A 16,395-nucleotide genomic window follows, 5' to 3' on the forward strand; every position below is an offset into this window, starting at 1 on the left:
GTGTCGAGGGCTATTGTCCCACTCTTGGCGACGGGACGGGACGGCAGGCGATTATTGAGTAGCCATAGCGGAATGAGCGGGAGCGCCTACTAGGTATCCACGTAAAGGTCGAATCCGCCCTGCGGCGTGCTGTCGACCGTATCGGGCGCCTGCGAGTTAAAGCTCACGGGAACCATGCGCTTTGAGGCGCGGAAGCGCGTGCCATCGGTGGCGACGGGCGGTTCATCGACGGTGAGCTCGTAGTCGCCGGGCTTAAGTTCGATGCCGTCACCAGCGGAATTGACGTATTGGTACTCGTCAATCGTCTGCCCTTTGAGCGTGCGCCCCACGATATGGATGAGCATTTGGCTGTCGCCGCGCGCGGTGTCCCACGTCGCGCCGTCCTTGACCTCGACCGACACATGTACCGAGCGCGTGCGGCCGAGCGATTGCTCGACAGACATCTCGACCTTGGCGGCGTCTTTTCGCTGTTGTTCGACATGGCTCCAGACGTTTCCAATTACCGAGCATGCGATAACGCCGGCCATAAAGGCGATAAGGATGGGGCCGAGCGGCGAGCGACGTCCTGCATCTTCCTCGCGAGACAGATTGGGGCGACGTGTGGGTGCGGGCGCCTGGGCACCCTGCGAGGGCACGTCGAGAATGCTGAAGGATGCCGTGCTGTCGGGGTCGATAGTGTGACGCGGCTGCGGGGTCTTTGCCGGCGAGATCGACATGTCGGCTGGCTCGCCGAGCGTGGCCGTAGCGTCGGCCTTGGCCGCGTCTGCCTCGGCTTGGGCCCAAGCTTGTTCGAAGGTCAGGGGCTCGACAGGGTCGAGGGCGGCGTCCGAGTCGGCGGCGACGTCGTTGCCGGTCTCGTCCTCGTCGCTCGACACGTCACGCGACGCGGGCTCGTCCCACCCCTCGTCCGGAGCCTCACCCTCGCTATACCACCATTCAAAGTTATCGATATCCATACGGGGCGCCCCTTAGGCCTCGCAAATAAACACTCGCTAGTCTTATACCCCCAGACGACACCGAAGCTCACCCGCGCCGGACACAAAAACCGTCACAACATTCGACGCTTTTCCTCGATTTCGAGATTTTCATCGAATGTTGTGATGGTTTGGATGCGACAAAGGGACTGTCTTTTTTACATAGCGAGGGCCGTGCGGATGGACGGGTCGCTGAGGGCCTCGCGAAGCCAGGGGGCCAGCTGCTCGGGGTGACTCTGCAGATAGCCGTCGAGCTCGGACGGAGCCACGCGGCGCACCTCCGAGATCTCCTCTTGGTTGATATGCAGCTCGCCCGGCTCAACATGGGCAAGGTAGACCTCGCACCATTCGCACTCGCAGCGACCGTCGCCGTGGTCCTCGCGGTACGCCACGTGTCCGAGGTGCTCGAGCTGATCGGGCTCGCGCGTAATGCCGAGCTCTTCGTTGATGCGGCGCGCCGTGGCGGCCGCGACATCTTCCCCGGGGAGCGGATGGCCGGCACAGCTATCGGCCAGCACCCCGCCCCACAGTCGCTTGAGCGGACTGCGGCGACAGAGCAGCAGGCGCGCGTCTTCGCCCCGGCCCTCAGCCAAAAGCGTCAGAAACGCCTGATGCAAAATGCCCTCGCCGGTATGGGCATCGATGCGATCGACGGGGCCAAGCGTCTCGCCGGTCGCGGCATCGACCGCCACGACCTCGGCGCCCGCACCGCCCTCATCCCAGCCGGCACGCAGAACACGGGCTGCGGCCTCCTCGAGCGCAACGATGAGCTCCTTGGTGGTGTCGAGCACGCGCTGCAGGTCGTCCCCGCTCGCCTGTTCAACATGAAAGCCCGTGCTTGCAACTACCGGCACGTCAAAGCGCGTGGCCAGCGCCGCCGCGATATCGTGCGCCGGGATCTCGTCTCGATGGCACGGAACGGCCAGGATGCCCACCGTCGCCGTACGGCCGGGCTCGGGGCGCGGAATGGCCTGCGCCGTGGCGCCCAGGTGCGCAAACTCCGGCGAGCAGGCGTACACCGCCATGCCTCGCGGCGTCACCGTCAGCTGGGCCTCGAGCGCAAACTTGCCCTCGCCCACTGCAACCTTTGTCGTGTGCATACCCATGGGATCTCCTGTCGCCCGCGATGTACCTGAGACCATCTTCGCCTGTATTGCGACTATACAGGCAAGCTCTCCATGTGACAAAGAGACTGTCCCTTTGTCACATTCTGTTAGAGTTGCAGGGATTGAATCCCGCTTATTCACGCGACATTGGAGTGACAACCTTGACCGCCGCAACCACGCCAAAAAGTAAGTCAACCGCCGCCGCGCTCTCCCCCGCGCGCACCAAGCTCTGCCTGGCGCTGCTCGTGTTGTTAGGCTTTTCGCTCGGCTGTTCGGAGTTCGTGGTCATCGGCATCGAAAGTGACTTGGCGACGGAACTCGGCGTATCGCTTGCCACCGCAGGCCAACTTATTAGCGTGTTCGCACTGATCTACGCTATCGCGACGCCGGTGCTCGCGCTCAGCACGGGGCGCTTCCGTCGTTACCAACTGCTCGTGTGCTATAGCATCGTCTTTGTGCTCGGCAATCTGGTCATGGCGCTGGCACCCAACTTTCAAGTGCTGTTCGCCTCGCGCATCATCTTGGGCTCCGTCTCGGGCGCACTGCTCGCCGTGGGCGTGACGTATATCCCCGAGCTGCTGTCCCCGCAGCAGACCTCACTCGCCATCTCGGTGGTGTACGGCGCGTTTTCCGTGGCAATGGTCTTTGTCACTTCGATCGGCAAGTTTGTGGCCGACACGCTCGACTGGCACGTGGCCATGTACGGCACGCTGACCTTTGCCGTTCTGATCTGCGGAGCGCTCGTGATGTTTATGCCGCGCGCTGGGCAAACCGACGAGCCCGCCACCTTTCGCGAGCAGGCGGGTCTGCTACGCGAGCCGAGCATCGTCACCGGCATGCTCATCTTTTTGTTTGGCGTGGGGTCGGTCTACGTTTTCTATGGCTACGTGACGCCTTATCTTGAGCAGGTGCTGGGCATGGGCACGGTCGAAGCCAGTACCACGCTCATGGCCTACGGCGTGTTCTGCCTGATCTCGAACATCCTGGGCGGATGGATCGATGCGCGCTTTGGCATGAAGGCGCTGCTTGTGACGTTCGTGCTGCAGGCTGCGGCGTTACTCGGGCTGTTTGCTGTGGGCGGCACCATGCCGCTCGCGCTGGCCTTTGTCTTTAGCTTGGCGCTGCTCATGTACTTGTTCTCGGTGTCGTGCATCACGCACTTCATGGACGTGGCACGCAGCCGCCATCCCAAGTCGATGGTACTCGCAAGTTCGGTTGAGCCCATGGCGTTTAACGTCGGCATCTCGTTTGGCACCGCAGTGGGCGGCGCCGTGGTAAGCAGCATTGGCATTGCGCACGTAGGCGCAGTGGGTGCCGCGTTCTCGCTTGTGGCCTGGGTGCTTACGCTGGTGACGATTAAATTGGCTCACTGGGAGCGCAGGCGGGCAAGGGCGCAGGCGTAGATGCGATACTCGAGCTCGATGATGGCGATCGAAAGGAAACCGCATATGCAACGTGTACTGTTTATCTGCCATGGGAACATCTGTCGCTCGACGATGGCTGAGTCCGTGTTTACCGAGCTAGTGCGGCGCGCCGGGCGCGCGGGCGAGTTTGTCATTGATTCCGCTGCGACCTCGACCGAGGAGATCGGCAACCCGCCACACCACGGTACCGTTGCCAAGCTGCGCGAGGTCGGGATTCCCGTCGTCGCACATCGTGCACGTCAGGTGCGTCGCGCGGAGTATGGCGACTGGGACCACATTGTCTATATGGACGACGAGAACGCCCGCGGCCTGTACCGAATTTTTGGGAAGGACCCCGATGGCAAGATCTCGCGCCTGCTCGATTGGACCGATCGCCCCGGCGACGTGGCCGACCCCTGGTACACCGGCAATTTCGATGCCACCTACCGCGATGTGCTCGCCGGTTGCACCGCTATGCTCGAGCAACTGTAGGCGCTCGGGCGGCGCGGGCACACGGGCCACGCTCGTTATCTCGGTGGGAGAAAATTCACGCTCATGAATGTGGCAAAGGGACTGCCCCTTTGCCACATCCGGGACTGGCCCTAGACCGGCTTGACCTCCAGCTTTATCCCTTCGGCGCAGGAGTCGCCCAAAACATCCGAAAGGGCCCAGGTCGCATATAGCGGCAAATAGAGAACCGCTCCGTTGCGCTCAACGTTGCCTCTCGAGAAAACAATCCCGAGCCTTACGCCATATTCAGCCGTATCAAGCACATGACCGAGCGCAGCGTGCGCGTGGTAATAGGAGCCCGATTTAACCTCGATCGGAACAGCCGTCCCATCCGGTCCATTGACCACAAAGTCCACTTCGCCGCGCTTTTTTGTCTGATAGTAGTAAAGCTGGCGATTTTGGGCAGCTAGCTGCTGGGCCACCACGTTTTCGTAAATGCCGCCCAGATTGGGCTCTTTGCTATCAAGATACGCCGCTTGGGCGACTCCAACGGGGTAGCGCGCCATCAACATGCCCGTATCCGATTGATATAGCTTGAACTGCGATGGCCGTGCCGTCTTGAGCAGGGGCGATTTTGGCTCGGTTACGATATCGGCTTTGAGAGCAACGCCGGCATCGACAAGCCATACAAAATCTCGCTGATACTTCTCGTAGTGAGCCTTGGGGTCAATGGAATTGAGCACGAAGCGCTTGTTTTCGCCCTCGAGCATAATAGGGAGCTGATCGTAGATGCTCTGCACCTGCAGGGCTCGCCCGCTTGCATACTTGGAGATATCCCGCCGGTACTGTTCGTTGAGCTCTGACTGCAGCTGACGAACAGAGGCAAGGTCGCCCTGCGTGTCAAGGAAACGCTGCACGACCTCCGGCATTCCGCCGACAACGGTATAGGTCCTGAAGTTTGCCATCATCGCGTCATGAATGTAATCAGGAATGGGCCTCTCGCTGATACACGCGTCACGTATCGTTTGGCGAGCCCCCTCGCTCACCCCGGTTGCCCAGCAAAACTCCTCAAAATCGAGCGGGAACATCCTAAGCTCGTGGACATACCCCACGGGATAGGACCTGACGCCCTTGAACTGGGTCCCGAGCATTGACCCCGAAAACGCCCAGCGGCACCTCCCGTCCTCTACAAGGAACTTTGCCATCGTCATGATGTCGGGGGCCTCTTGGACCTCATCGATAAACACGAGCGTTTTGCCTGGTGCAATCGACTTTCCCGAAAGAAGCGTCACCCTGCTGATGAAATCATCGGCATCCCGCGCCTCGAGAAGAGCATCTTTTGCCTGGCGATTTTCCATGAGGTTAAGCTCGATGTAGGTTGCATGGTTGGCTTTGCCAAATGCGCGAATCGAATAGCTTTTGCCAATCTGGCGAGAACCCGTAATGAATAAGGCCTTTTGCTCGGCAGACTTCAGCCAACGCTCCAGCTCTACCGCTATTTTCCTGCGCAGCATAGGCTCTCCCCTCAGTGTCATCAAATGAAATGCAAAGTTTTATACGCTTGATTATCGATGAAACGCAGAATTTTAAGAACCTAAAATCGGATGAAATGCAGAGATTTGAGATTATAATCGAAAAAGAACGGGCACCACCCGCGAATGTGACAAAGGAACTGTCCCTTTGTCACATTGCGCTCAACTACTCGTCGACGATCTCAGCGAGCCAAACGTTCAACGTATCGACCTCGGGGCAGCAGAACTTTGCCGTGCCGGGCTCGTTGCCGGGCACGGTTCCGCCATAGCGCAGGATATCGATATAGGGAAAGCCCACATGGCAGGCCATGGAGCACATCTTGCCGCGATCGCGGTCGAAGTCGAAGACGTCGCCCGGCTTGTGCCCATGGTGGCAGCGACACGTACCCAGCTGGTCCACGCAGCTAATGCGAATACGCGGGCGCTTGCCACGCGGCGCACCGAGCGGCTTGTTCTCGCTCGCGGGCTCGGGGATGCTTTCGCCGGCGCTACTCATGGTCGATCACATCCAGGCAGGCCTCGATGGGCAGGCCGGCGGACTTGTCCTCCTGGTCGGCGTTGCGCTCGATAAGCTCTGCCACCACGCGCATGGCATCGGCCGTTGCACGCTGCAGACTCCAGCCGGCCATCACGCGACCGACGAGCACCGCCGAGAACGTGTCACCGGTGCCCGGGAAATAGACCGGGATCAGGTCGAAGGGAATCGTGAAGTACTCCCCCGCCACGTGGTCGTAACCGATGACGGCGTTCGTGCCGTCGACCACAGCGCTCGTAATGACCACCGACTTGGCGCCCAGCGCGCGCATGGCGTCCACAAGGGCGTGGGCCTCGTCAGGCGTGATTTGCTCTGCAATAGGCGTGTCGGTGAGCAGGCACGCCTCGGTATAGTTGGGCACCGCATAGTCGGCACACTCGAGCAGGTGCCTCATGAGACCGATCGTGGACTCGGGCACGCCGGCGTAGAGCTTGCCGTTGTCGCCCATGATGGGGTCGACGAACACCTTGGTACCCTTTTGCGCGCGACGGTGGCAGAAGTCCGAAATGATGCGCGTCTCTTCCTCGGTCACGATAAAGCCGGTAGAGATGGCGTCGAACTCAAAGCCGAGCTCCTCCCAGATGGCGAGGCTCTGGCGCACGTACTCGGTGGTGTCGTGGATGTAGAACTTGGGATAGTTGAGCGTATCGGACACAAGTGCCGTCGGCAGGTTGTGGATGCGGTAGCCCATGTGCGACAGCACCGGCAGCATGGCGGAAAGCGCGACCTTGCCGTAGCCGCACATATCGTTGATCAGCAGCAGCTGAGTGTTCTTCATGAGGGTCTCCCTTGGTTCGGGCACGGCGCAGCAGCGCCACAGTGCGACTAAGTGTAGCGCAGGGGACGTTGCGAGCAGGCGCCAGGGCCGCGAAGAGCGCATTGTTGCGGAAAGGTTTCGGAAAATGATCCCTTTTCCTCCGTCCCCAAGGGATCACATGCACCCAAGCAGACCGTGGCGGAATCACAGGTTGAGGACGGACAGCGAAAACGCTCCTAAGCGAGCAAGGTGGCGTGAAAGAGGAGGGCATAGGCCTTGTGGCCATGCCCGACGATTGAACGCCAGATTGCCGCTTAGGAGCGTTTGCAGCGTCGAGCGGTTACGGCGTTTGGCAAAACGCCGTAACTATAAAGTTTGGTACCTTGACAATGAATCTATGCGCTCCTAAATTGGTTAGGCACAAAACAATCCCACTACCTAACTAAAGAAAGGAGAGATACGAATTCATGTGCGATGAACCCCTTAACCTTCGTCCGCACGAGCCCGGCGGCGACCCGTCGCAGCCGGCAGACGTGCCCGAAGCAGTTAACGGCGAAGACAAGCTCGCCAAGCGCATCCTGAGCGGCCTAGGCTTTTGCGGCCACTACATGCACTTTCACGGCGGCGGCGTGTCCGGCAAGGCGCCCATCGTCTGCCTGCTTGCCAAGCAGGAAAACGGCGAGATGTCGCAGCAGGAACTCGGCATGCACTTTGACCTCAAGCCGGGGTCGCTTTCCGAAATCCTGTCCAAGCTCGAGGTCAACGGCCTCATTGAACGCAGCCGTAACCCCAAGGATCGACGGCAACTCACCATTCGCCTGACCGAAACCGGCCGGGAAAACGCCCGCATCGACCAGGCGGCCCGCATCCGCTTTAGAAAACAGGCCTTTAGCGCGCTCACCCACGACGAGCGCGAGGACCTCGCCGAAATGCTCGATAAAATCCGCGTAACCTGGGAGGAACTGGATGATTAAAACCCTCATGGGCAGCATCCGCGACTATATGAAAGTCGCTGTTGCCACGCCATTGCTCGTGCTTGGCGAGGTGCTCTGCGAGATGCTGATTCCATTTATCACCGCCAACCTGATCGACGCCATCAAAGACGGTACCACCGTAGCCGAGATGCTTCCCACCGCAGGCTTTTTGGTGCTCATCGCGCTGACGTCGCTTGCTTTTGGTGCCGCTGCCGGCGTCACCTGCAGCCATGCGAGTTGCGGCTTCGCCAAGAACCTGCGTCACGACCTGTTCTACAAGATCCAGACGTTCAGCTTTGCCAACATCGATGAGTTCTCGAGCTCCTCGCTCGTCACGCGTCTGACCACTGACATCAACAACGTGCAGCAGGCCTTTATGATGATCATCCGTATCGCCGTGCGCGCGCCGCTGGTCTTGATCTTCGCCTTTACCATGGCATTTATCATGGGCGGCAGCGTCGCCATGGTCTACCTGGTCATCATTCCGCTGCTGGGCTTTGGACTGTTCTTTATCATCTTTAAGGTACGCCCCATCTTCTCGCGCGTGTTCCACAAGTACGACGCCCTTAACGAGTCCGTCGAGGAAAACGTCACCGGCATGCGCGTGGTCAAGAGCTACGTGCGCGAAGACTTTGAGAAGGAGAAGTTCGCCACCGCCGCGCGCGACGTCCAGATGGACTTCACCCGCGCCGAGAAGCTACTCGCCTTTAACAACCCCATGATGAACATCTGCGTCAACGGCGCGTTTGTCGTCATCATCTACCTGGGCTCCAAGCTCATCATCACGAGCCAGGGCACGCTGTTCGACGTGGGCCAGCTCTCCTCGATCTTTACCTATGGTTTTCAGATCCTCATGAGCCTGATGCAGCTGTCGATGATCTTTGTCATGGTGACCATGGCCGACGAATCGGCGCACCGCATTACCGAGGTGCTGGCCGCCGAGCCCACGATCGCCGATCCCGCCGAGCCCGTGCTCGAGGTTGCCGACGGCTCCATCGACTTTGACCACGTGAGCTTTAAGTATTCCGCGCATGCGAAGCGCCAGGCGCTCGACGATATCGACCTGCACATTAAGAGCGGCGAGACCATCGGCATCATCGGCGGCACCGGCTCGGCCAAGTCCACGCTCGTAAACCTCATCGCCCGCCTGTACGACGCCACCGAAGGCACCGTGCGCGTGGGCGGCATGGACGTGCGCGACTACGACCTGGACGCACTGCGTCACCAAGTGGCCATGGTGCTACAGAAAAACGTGCTGTTTAGCGGCACCATCGCCGAGAACCTGCGCTGGGGCGACCCGAACGCCACCGACGAGGAAGTCCGCGAGGCGGCACATCTGGCCTGCGCCGATGAGTTTGTCGACGGCTTCCCCAAGGGTTACGACACCTGGATCGAGCAGGGCGGCTCCAATGTTTCCGGCGGTCAGAAGCAGCGCCTGTGCATTGCGCGTGCCCTGCTGCGTCGCCCCAAGATCTTGATCCTGGACGACTCCACTAGCGCCGTCGACACCAAGACCGACGCCAAGATTCGCGCAGGGTTGGCAAGCTATCTGCCCAACACGACCAAGCTCATCATCGCCCAGCGCATTAGCTCCGTACAGGATGCAGACCGCATCATCGTCATGGAGGGCGGCCGCATCGCGCAGATCGGCAACCATGACGAGCTGCTTAAGACGAGCGAGATCTACCGCGAGACCTTTACCTCGCAAAACAAGATGTCTGCCGAGGGCGAAGGGGCCGTCGAGGCCGACACCGAGGCATCCGCAACGCAGGCTCAGACCCAGGAAGGAGGCGAGGCACATGAGTAAGGCAACGACCGCCGAGCGCGCGCTCAACCGCAAGGGCGGCACCATGTCGCGCCTCATCAAGACGCTCTTTGGCTTCTACCCCGTGCTTTTGCCCCTCGTCGTCGTCGGCGTGGTGCTCTGCGCCATCATCAACTCCATCGGCGCGACCTTCCTTCAGAGCGCCCTGCAGATTATTAGCGAATCGTGGCAGTCGGGCGATTGGACGACCGCACAGCCCAAGATCGCACAGCTCGTGACCACCCTCGCCTGCATCTACGGCATCGGCATCCTGTCTTCGCTCTTCTGGAACCGCGCCATGGCCATCGTCACGCAGGGCTCGCTCGAGAAGCTGCGCGAGAAGATGTTCAACCGTATGCAGGACCTGCCGATTCGCTACTTCGACACGCACCAGCGCGGCGACATCATGAGCCACTACACCAACGACATCGACACGCTGCGCCAGATGATCAGCCAGTCGCTGCCCAACCTGCTCATGACGACCATCGTCATCGTCACGGTATTCTTTATCATGCTGTACTACAGCGTGTGGATGTGCCTGGTCATTGTGGCCGGCGTCGTCTTTATGACCTTTATGACCAAGCTGCTCGGCTCCAACTCCGCGCGTTTCTTTATTGCGCAGCAGTCCGAGCTCGGCGTGGTCGAGGGCCATATCGAGGAAGTCATGAACGGCCAGAAGGTCGTCAAGGCATTCTGCCACGAGTCTGCCGCCGAGGCTGATTTTGACGAGCGCAACGAAAAGCTCTTCGAGGTCTCGCAGAAGGCCAACATGTACGCCAACATCCTCATGCCTATCCTTATGAACCTGGGCAACCTGCTCTACGTGCTGGTCGCACTGGCAGGCGGCATTTTCCTGGCGCTGGGCGTGCCCAACCTGAGCATCTCGGGCATGACACTGTCCATCGCCGTCGTGGTGCCGTTCCTCAACATGACCAAGCAATTCTGCGGACAGATCGGTCAGATCTCGCAGCAGATCAACGCCGTGGTCATGGGCCTCGCCGGCGCCGACCGCATCTTTGAGCTCATCGACGAGAAGCCCGAGACCGACGAAGGCTACGTGACGCTCGTCAACGCGCAGGTGAACCCCGATACCTGGCAGCTCGAGGAGGCCGACCACCACACCGGCATGTGGGCGTGGAAGCATCCGCACCGCGCGACCGGCGAGATCGAGTACGTACCGCTGCGCGGCGACCTGGTCATGGACAACGTCGACTTTGGCTACACGCCCGACCACGAGGTGCTGCACGGCGTGTCCGTGTTTGCTAAGCCGGGTCAGAAGGTCGCGTTTGTCGGTGCCACCGGTGCCGGCAAGACGACCATCACCAACCTCATCAACCGTTTCTATGACATCGCCGATGGCAAGATCCGCTACGACGGCATCAACGTCAACAAGATCCGCAAGGCCGATCTGCGCCGCTCGCTGGGCGTGGTGCTGCAGGACGTGAACCTGTTCACCGGCACCGTGATGGATAACATCCGCTACGGCAACCTGGACGCCACCGACGAGGAGTGCATCGCGGCGGCCAAGCTCGCGGGCGCGGACGACTTTATCACCCGCCTGCCCGACGGCTACGACACGATGCTCACCGGCAACGGCGCGCAGCTGTCGCAGGGCCAGCGCCAGCTGATTTCGATCGCACGCGCCGCCGTCGCCGATCCGCCGGCGATGATTCTGGACGAGGCCACGAGCTCCATCGACACCCGCACCGAGGCCATCGTGCAAGCGGGCATGGACAAGCTCATGGAGGGCCGCACGACGTTTGTCATCGCGCACCGCCTGTCCACCGTGCGCAACTCCGACGCGATCATCTGTCTGGACCACGGCCGCATCATCGAGCGCGGCAACCACGACGAGCTGATCGCCAAGCGCGGATACTACTATCAGCTCTACACGGGTGCATTTGAGCTCGAGTAGGTAGGTTTGTTCCACGGAGGTCTCCCAGGCGGGCCGGGGTGTAACCTCCGTGCTCAAACATTCTCGCTTCGCTGCGAAACTGCGCGCGGAAGTTACACCCCGGCCCGCCTGGGAGACCTCCTGCGCGCAATCAACCCGTCATTAAAACAGAATAAAAGTTGGTGAGGCCCTGGCCGTTTGGCCAGGGCCTCGTTTTGTAAGGATGAGCTAGTTGAGGAGTTGGGCCATGGCGTTGACGAATTTTTGTACTTGGAGGGTGGGCTCGAGCGGGTAGTGCAGATAGACCGGCACCTCGCGGCCGCACAGGAACGGCACGCCCACAAAGGCCGGATGCACGCCCGACCACGCGCCGCAGGTGAGTACCGCGTCGCCTTTCTCCTCGGCCTCGTTAAAGAGTGCGAAGTCGAAGCTGTCCACGTCGATCACGTCCACGCCGCCGTCGGCCAAAAGGTCGATGCGCAGACTGTCCATGGCGTCGTTGCCGTGGCGCAGCACGCGCAGGCGCATGCCCTCCAAGTCGGCAACTGTGATGCGGCTCTTACGCGCAAGCGGGCTCGTGCGAGGCACATCGATATAAAACGGCACGTTGACGATGAGGAGCTTTTGGCACGCATCGCCCCAGCGCGGGGTCGAAAAGCTCGACTGCACCACGTCGACCTCGCGGCCCAAGCTGCGCATGACGGTCTCGCGCTCGTCGTACAGGTCGCTCACCGGTACGATCTCAAAACGCAGCGACGGCTCCAACTCGTGCACGCCCGTCCACATCGAAAGCGTCTGACGGCCCGGGCACATCATCGACACGCCCAGGCGCACCGCGCCGCCATCGCCCGCTGCGCGTCGGGCACGGCGCAGGGCATCCTCGGATTGGCGCATGATCGAGCGCGCGTCATCGACCAGCAGTGCGCCCGCCGGCGTCACCTTGACGCCCGAATGCGAGCGCTCGAACAGCGTGATACCAAACTCTGCCTCGAATCCCGATACCTGTTTGACGAGCGCCGGCGTCGACACGCGTAATTTTGCCGCGGCGCGCGAGAAACTTCCCAGCTCCGCGGCGGCCGAAATAGCCTCGAGTCGTCGATCGTACACGTCATCTCTCCGTTTTCGCACGTACGGCCACACGGTGCCGTAGGGGGTCGTTTTCGCAGGTCACACGCTCAACACAGATAAACTGCGGCACACGGTATAAACCTACGATTAACGCCATTCTAACAAATATGCAATTCACCTGCGCAAACGCAAAGCATACGATAACCAGCGAAAACCACGTGGGTCGGTTAATGGGAACGACCCACAGGGAGGCACAAGAAGGGAAGTTCCTATGAGCAATTGGCTTAAGCTCGAGGGCGATGTCTGCGCCGTGACCGGCGCACTCGGCGGTATGGGCGCCGAGATCTGCCGTGAGTTCGCCCGCAATGGCGCCAACGTCGTCATGCTCGACCTGGACGAGGAGAAGGTCAAGGCCGCTGCTGCCGACCTCGCTGCCGAGTTTGGCATCCACGCCGAGGGCTACAAGATGAACGCCACCGACGAGGCCGAGGTTCAGGCCGCCGTCGACGCCACCATCGCCAACTTCGGCCGCGTCGACGTCCTCGTCAACACCGCCGGCATCCTGCGCTTCGCCGCCATGGAGGACCTGCCGCTGAGCGACTGGGAGCAGGTGCTCAACGTCAACCTTACCGGCTACTTCATCACCTCGCAGCGCTTTGGTCGCGAGATGATCAAGGCCGGCCAGGGCCGCTTGGTACACATCTCGACCGTTGCCAGCCACTCCCCCGAGACGTTCTCGGGCGTGTACAGCTCCACCAAGGCCGGTGTCAACATGATGTCCAAGATGCTGGCTGCCGAGTGGGGCCCTTACGGCGTGCGCTCCAACTGCGTCGAGCCCTGCTTTGTCAAGACCCCCATGTCGGCGAGCTTTTACGCCGACCCCGAGGTCGAGAAGAGCCGCAGCCGCCTCATCGCCACGCGCCGCATCGGCGAGGTCAGCGATATCGCCAACGCCGTCATGTTCCTGGCATCCAAGCGCTCGGACTTTACCACTGGCGACGCCATCAAGGTCGACGGCGGCTTCTCCAATATGATGGGCGACCTCACCGCCAAGCCCGGCGGCCGCCGAGCCTTTGCCGACAACTACCTCAAGAACAAGGGTGTCGAGCTTTGGTCCGACGAGTCCGGCGTCGAAAAACCGACTGACCAGTAAACCAGCCCGACAGGGAGGTCTCGCGGACGCGCCCGCCCCTCCCCCGCATCGATTAGAAAGAGTCCAATGGCTTCCACCAACTCCAACAAGGGTCGCGCCGTCGTGCTTTCCGCCGCGTGCGTCACCATGTTCTTCATCAGCTCCATCGCGCTGTATTCCGTCGTGAGCAAGAATCTGCTCGCCGTCTACCCCGAGTGGTCCAGCGCCCTTACCTGGGCGTTCCCGGTCTTTCAGACCATCATGGCCGTGACGGGCATCTTCGCCGGCCGCATCTCCGACAAGATCGGTCCGCGCAACGTCGTGATCGCCGCCGCCGTGTGCTACGGCCTGGGCTGGTTCATGTCCGGCACCGTCACCGAGCCGTGGCAGTTCTACCTGTGGTTCTCGCTCGTCGCCGCTGTCGGCAACGGCCTGGGCTACAACCCGGCGCTCACCACCGGCCAAAAGTGGTTCATCGACAAGAAGGGTCTCGCCTCCGGCATCACCCTGGCCGCTTCGACCGCCGGTCCCGCCGTGCTGTCCCCGGTACTCGCCTCGCTGCTCATCCCGAGCCTGGGCATCTTTGGCGCCCTCAAGGCACTCGGCGTCATCTTCTTTGTGACGATCGCCGCCTCCGCCCTGTTCCTGAAGGCCCCCGAGGCCGGCTGGCTACCCGAGGGCTTCGAGGCTCCCAAGGGCGGCGCGCATGCCGGCACCTTCGGCGACCTCACCCCGGGCGAGATGGTCAAGACCCCGCGTTTCTGGGTCCTCATCGTCACCTTCGCCTTTGCCGCCACCGCGGGCACCCTGCTCGTGGGCAAGGTTGCCTCCATCGCCGCCGTCCAGCTCTTCGCCGACCCCACGAGCGCCGCGGCCGTCGCCCTCGGCGGCGTGGTGGTCTCCGTCAACACCTGCGCCAACCTGGTTGGCCGCCTGTCCTTTGGCCAGATCATCGACAAGCTCGGCGCCTATAAGTCACTGCTCATCAGCCTTGTCGTCACCATCGTCGCCCTCGTCATCATGTCGATGAGCTTTACGCAGAGCATGTTCTTCGTGGCGCTCGCCCTGCTCGGCTTTAGCTTTGGCGCCCTGCTCGTCATCTACCCGCCGCTCACCGGTGGCGCCTTTGGCACCAGCAACATCGGCGTCAACTACGGCATCATGTTTTTGGGCTACGCCGCTTCCACCTGGATCAGCCAGCCCATCACCGCCGTGCTGTATCACGCCGAGGCCGGCAGCGCCGCCTACCAGCAGTCCTTCTACGGCGCCATCGTAATCGCCGCCATCGCCGTCGTGCTCACCGTCTACATGATGGTCTCCGACAGCAAGAAGAAGTCCGCCTAGTTTTACCGATGCGACAAAGGGACAGCCCCTTTGTCGCATTCCACCGGTCACCAGTATTAAGGAGTCGAAATGTCTGAGCTCAACCCCGTCCGCATTGCCGTTATCGGCGCCGGCGCCATGGGCCGCAACCACATCCGCTTTGTCACCGAGGAGCCCGAGGCCGAGCTCGTCGCCATCGCTGACGCCTTTGAGGGCGCCCGCGCCACGGCCGAAGCCGCCAGTGTGCCGTTTTACACCGATCCCGCCCAGATGATGGACGAGGTCAAGCCCGAGGCCGTCATTATCGCCACCCCCAACGACCTGCACCTGGGCGTTGCTCGCGAGGCTGTGAAGCGCAATATCGTGCCGTTGGTCGAAAAGCCGATCTCCAACGACCTGGAGGATGCCCAGGCCTTCGCCGCCGAGGCCGAGACCGCCGGCGTGCCCGTGCTCGTGGGCCAGCACCGTCGCCACAACCCCTTCGTCAACAAGGCCAAGGAGATCATCGAGTCCGGCGAGCTGGGCAAGCTCACCGTGTCGAGCTTCCACTACATGATCTATAAGAACGACGAGTATTTCGATGTCGAGTGGCGCCGCAAGAAGGGCGCCGGCCCGATCCTGGTCAACCTGGTTCACGACGTCGATCTACTCCGCTATCTGCTGGGCGAGCCCGTTGCCGTCCAGGGTATGCAGTCCAGCGCCGCCCGCGGTTTTGAGACCGAGGACTCCGCCGTGGTCAACGTCCGTTTTGCCGATGGCGCACTTGCGAGCATGACCATCTCCGACGCCACCGCCAGCCCCTGGAACTGGGAGGCAACCGCTCGCGAGGATCCGCAGTACCGCCCCTTCGACGCCGACGCCTACTTTATCGGCGGCACTAAGGGCGCCCTGTCGCTGCCCCGCCTGCACCAGTTCTCCTACGACGGCGCCTCTAACTGGCACAAGCCGCTGCAGATGGAGATCCCGGCTGTGGACCCGGCGCTGCCGCACAAGATGCAGCTCAAGCACTTTGTGAAGGTCGTCCGCCGCGAGGTCGAGCCCGTCGTGACCCCCGCCGATAACGTCAAGACGCTCACGCTTCTCAACGCCATCAAGGAGGCCGCCGAGACCGGCCAGCTCGTCGAGCTGTAATGCCTTAAGAGCGGGTCGCGGCAAACTCCCCGCCGAGCGCCTTGGCCCGCCGCCAACAAGCCCCTCTTCTTTGCCCCGCGAGCAGCCTCCTGCCCGCGGGGCCTTTTGCTACCTTGCCGACGATTTTTCTGGAGCGGGGGCTATTTTGCACCTCAGTCTGATTCGTTCGCCACGAAATGGGCCTATCTACTACGTTTAACCGATCACCCTCAAGCATGCCGAATTTCGAGAAATAAAACCGACGCTCCTATAAGTTGTCAAGAGGCAGTTTGCGGGAGCGCTCTCTCCAATTCGCACAGGAGCTCGTAATAC

Annotated in this window: 14 protein-coding genes; 8 read left to right on the forward strand and 6 right to left on the reverse strand. The window is 61.4% G+C overall.

The genetic code is table 11. From position 1 onward, the window contains the following. Positions 1 to 89 precede the first annotated feature (89 nt). Positions 90 to 956, reverse strand: a complete 867-nt coding sequence (locus tag I1969_RS09455; RefSeq protein ID WP_195234869.1) for a hypothetical protein — start codon at positions 954 to 956, stop codon at positions 90 to 92. Positions 957 to 1,132: 176 nt separating this feature from the next. After that, complete coding sequence (idi, locus tag I1969_RS09460; RefSeq protein WP_195234871.1) at positions 1,133 to 2,080, reverse strand: isopentenyl-diphosphate Delta-isomerase; 948 nt, start codon at positions 2,078 to 2,080, stop codon at positions 1,133 to 1,135. A 152-nt stretch (positions 2,081 to 2,232) separates the two neighbouring features. Here idi and I1969_RS09465 point away from each other — a divergent pair, with 152 nt between their 5' ends. Then, the gene (locus I1969_RS09465; RefSeq protein ID WP_253279170.1) at positions 2,233 to 3,483 is read left to right on the forward strand and encodes an MFS transporter; all 1,251 of its coding nucleotides are present in this window, start codon (positions 2,233 to 2,235) and stop codon (positions 3,481 to 3,483) included. 45 nt (positions 3,484 to 3,528) lie between these two features. Next, a complete protein-coding gene (locus I1969_RS09470; RefSeq protein ID WP_195234873.1) occupies positions 3,529 to 3,975 on the forward strand; it encodes a low molecular weight protein-tyrosine-phosphatase in 447 nt (148 codons plus the stop codon). A 110-nt stretch (positions 3,976 to 4,085) separates the two neighbouring features. Here the strand turns inward: I1969_RS09470 and I1969_RS09475 are convergent, their stop codons facing one another. The 3 genes from I1969_RS09475 to I1969_RS09485 form a co-directional block, all read right to left on the reverse strand. Continuing rightward, positions 4,086 to 5,447, reverse strand: a complete 1,362-nt coding sequence (locus I1969_RS09475; RefSeq protein ID WP_195234875.1) for an ATP-binding protein — start codon at positions 5,445 to 5,447, stop codon at positions 4,086 to 4,088. Positions 5,448 to 5,631: 184 nt separating this feature from the next. Further along, positions 5,632 to 5,961 carry a TIGR04076 family protein gene (locus tag I1969_RS09480; RefSeq protein ID WP_229028380.1) on the reverse strand — a complete coding sequence of 110 codons (330 nt, stop codon included), beginning with the start codon at positions 5,959 to 5,961 and terminating at the stop codon, positions 5,632 to 5,634. Further along, on the reverse strand, positions 5,954 to 6,778 hold the full coding sequence (locus tag I1969_RS09485; protein WP_195234877.1) for a PfkB family carbohydrate kinase: 825 nt from the start codon (positions 6,776 to 6,778) through the stop codon (positions 5,954 to 5,956). The genes I1969_RS09480 and I1969_RS09485 overlap by 8 nt, the downstream gene beginning before the upstream one ends. 446 nt (positions 6,779 to 7,224) lie before the next feature. On the opposite strand from I1969_RS09485, the gene I1969_RS09490 reads away from it, so the two are divergent. From I1969_RS09490 to I1969_RS09500, 3 genes are read left to right on the forward strand one after another with little or no spacing between them, the layout of a single operon-like run. Beyond that, positions 7,225 to 7,731: a MarR family winged helix-turn-helix transcriptional regulator gene (locus I1969_RS09490; RefSeq protein ID WP_195234879.1), complete on the forward strand. Its 507-nt coding sequence runs from the start codon at positions 7,225 to 7,227 to the stop codon at positions 7,729 to 7,731. Next, the gene (locus I1969_RS09495) at positions 7,724 to 9,538 is read left to right on the forward strand and encodes an ABC transporter ATP-binding protein (RefSeq protein WP_195234881.1); all 1,815 of its coding nucleotides are present in this window, start codon (positions 7,724 to 7,726) and stop codon (positions 9,536 to 9,538) included. Before I1969_RS09490 ends, I1969_RS09495 begins: the two co-directional genes overlap by 8 nt. Beyond that, entirely contained in the window at positions 9,531 to 11,450 is a 1,920-nt protein-coding gene (locus tag I1969_RS09500; RefSeq protein WP_195234883.1) for an ABC transporter ATP-binding protein, read from the forward strand. Before I1969_RS09495 ends, I1969_RS09500 begins: the two co-directional genes overlap by 8 nt. 207 nt (positions 11,451 to 11,657) lie before the next feature. On the opposite strand, the gene I1969_RS09505 is transcribed toward I1969_RS09500, so the two are convergent. Beyond that, on the reverse strand, positions 11,658 to 12,536 hold the full coding sequence (locus I1969_RS09505) for a LysR family transcriptional regulator (protein WP_195234885.1): 879 nt from the start codon (positions 12,534 to 12,536) through the stop codon (positions 11,658 to 11,660). A gap of 232 nt (positions 12,537 to 12,768) precedes the next feature. Here I1969_RS09505 and I1969_RS09510 point away from each other — a divergent pair, with 232 nt between their 5' ends. From I1969_RS09510 to I1969_RS09520, 3 genes are all read left to right on the forward strand, one after another. After that, positions 12,769 to 13,650, forward strand: a complete 882-nt coding sequence (locus tag I1969_RS09510) for an SDR family NAD(P)-dependent oxidoreductase (RefSeq protein WP_195234887.1) — start codon at positions 12,769 to 12,771, stop codon at positions 13,648 to 13,650. A gap of 66 nt (positions 13,651 to 13,716) precedes the next feature. Continuing rightward, positions 13,717 to 14,973 carry an MFS transporter gene (locus I1969_RS09515; protein WP_117637692.1) on the forward strand — a complete coding sequence of 419 codons (1,257 nt, stop codon included), beginning with the start codon at positions 13,717 to 13,719 and terminating at the stop codon, positions 14,971 to 14,973. Positions 14,974 to 15,042: 69 nt separating this feature from the next. Further along, the gene (locus I1969_RS09520) at positions 15,043 to 16,083 is read left to right on the forward strand and encodes a Gfo/Idh/MocA family protein (protein ID WP_161155847.1); all 1,041 of its coding nucleotides are present in this window, start codon (positions 15,043 to 15,045) and stop codon (positions 16,081 to 16,083) included. The last annotated feature ends 312 nt before the right edge of the window (positions 16,084 to 16,395 follow it).

It is taken from the genome of Collinsella aerofaciens (assembly GCF_015548375.1).
GTDB lineage: Bacteria > Actinomycetota > Coriobacteriia > Coriobacteriales > Coriobacteriaceae > Collinsella > Collinsella aerofaciens_AB.

Bases quoted from the DNA above. Each gene is read 5' to 3' on its own strand.
- I1969_RS09455 (WP_195234869.1), bottom strand. From the start codon at position 956: ATGGATATCGATAACTTTGAATGGTGGTATAGCGAGGGTGAGGCTCCG.
- I1969_RS09480 (WP_229028380.1), bottom strand. From the start codon at position 5,961: ATGAGTAGCGCCGGCGAAAGCATCCCCGAGCCCGCGAGCGAGAACAAG.
- I1969_RS09510 (WP_195234887.1), top strand. From the start codon at position 12,769: ATGAGCAATTGGCTTAAGCTCGAGGGCGATGTCTGCGCCGTGACCGGC.
- I1969_RS09520 (WP_161155847.1), top strand. From the start codon at position 15,043: ATGTCTGAGCTCAACCCCGTCCGCATTGCCGTTATCGGCGCCGGCGCC.
- I1969_RS09475 (WP_195234875.1), bottom strand. From the start codon at position 5,447: ATGCTGCGCAGGAAAATAGCGGTAGAGCTGGAGCGTTGGCTGAAGTCT.
- I1969_RS09500 (WP_195234883.1), top strand. From the start codon at position 9,531: ATGAGTAAGGCAACGACCGCCGAGCGCGCGCTCAACCGCAAGGGCGGC.
- I1969_RS09470 (WP_195234873.1), top strand. From the start codon at position 3,529: ATGCAACGTGTACTGTTTATCTGCCATGGGAACATCTGTCGCTCGACG.
- I1969_RS09495 (WP_195234881.1), top strand. From the start codon at position 7,724: ATGATTAAAACCCTCATGGGCAGCATCCGCGACTATATGAAAGTCGCT.
- I1969_RS09485 (WP_195234877.1), bottom strand. From the start codon at position 6,778: ATGAAGAACACTCAGCTGCTGCTGATCAACGATATGTGCGGCTACGGC.
- I1969_RS09490 (WP_195234879.1), top strand. From the start codon at position 7,225: ATGTGCGATGAACCCCTTAACCTTCGTCCGCACGAGCCCGGCGGCGAC.
- I1969_RS09515 (WP_117637692.1), top strand. From the start codon at position 13,717: ATGGCTTCCACCAACTCCAACAAGGGTCGCGCCGTCGTGCTTTCCGCC.
- idi (WP_195234871.1), bottom strand. From the start codon at position 2,080: ATGGGTATGCACACGACAAAGGTTGCAGTGGGCGAGGGCAAGTTTGCG.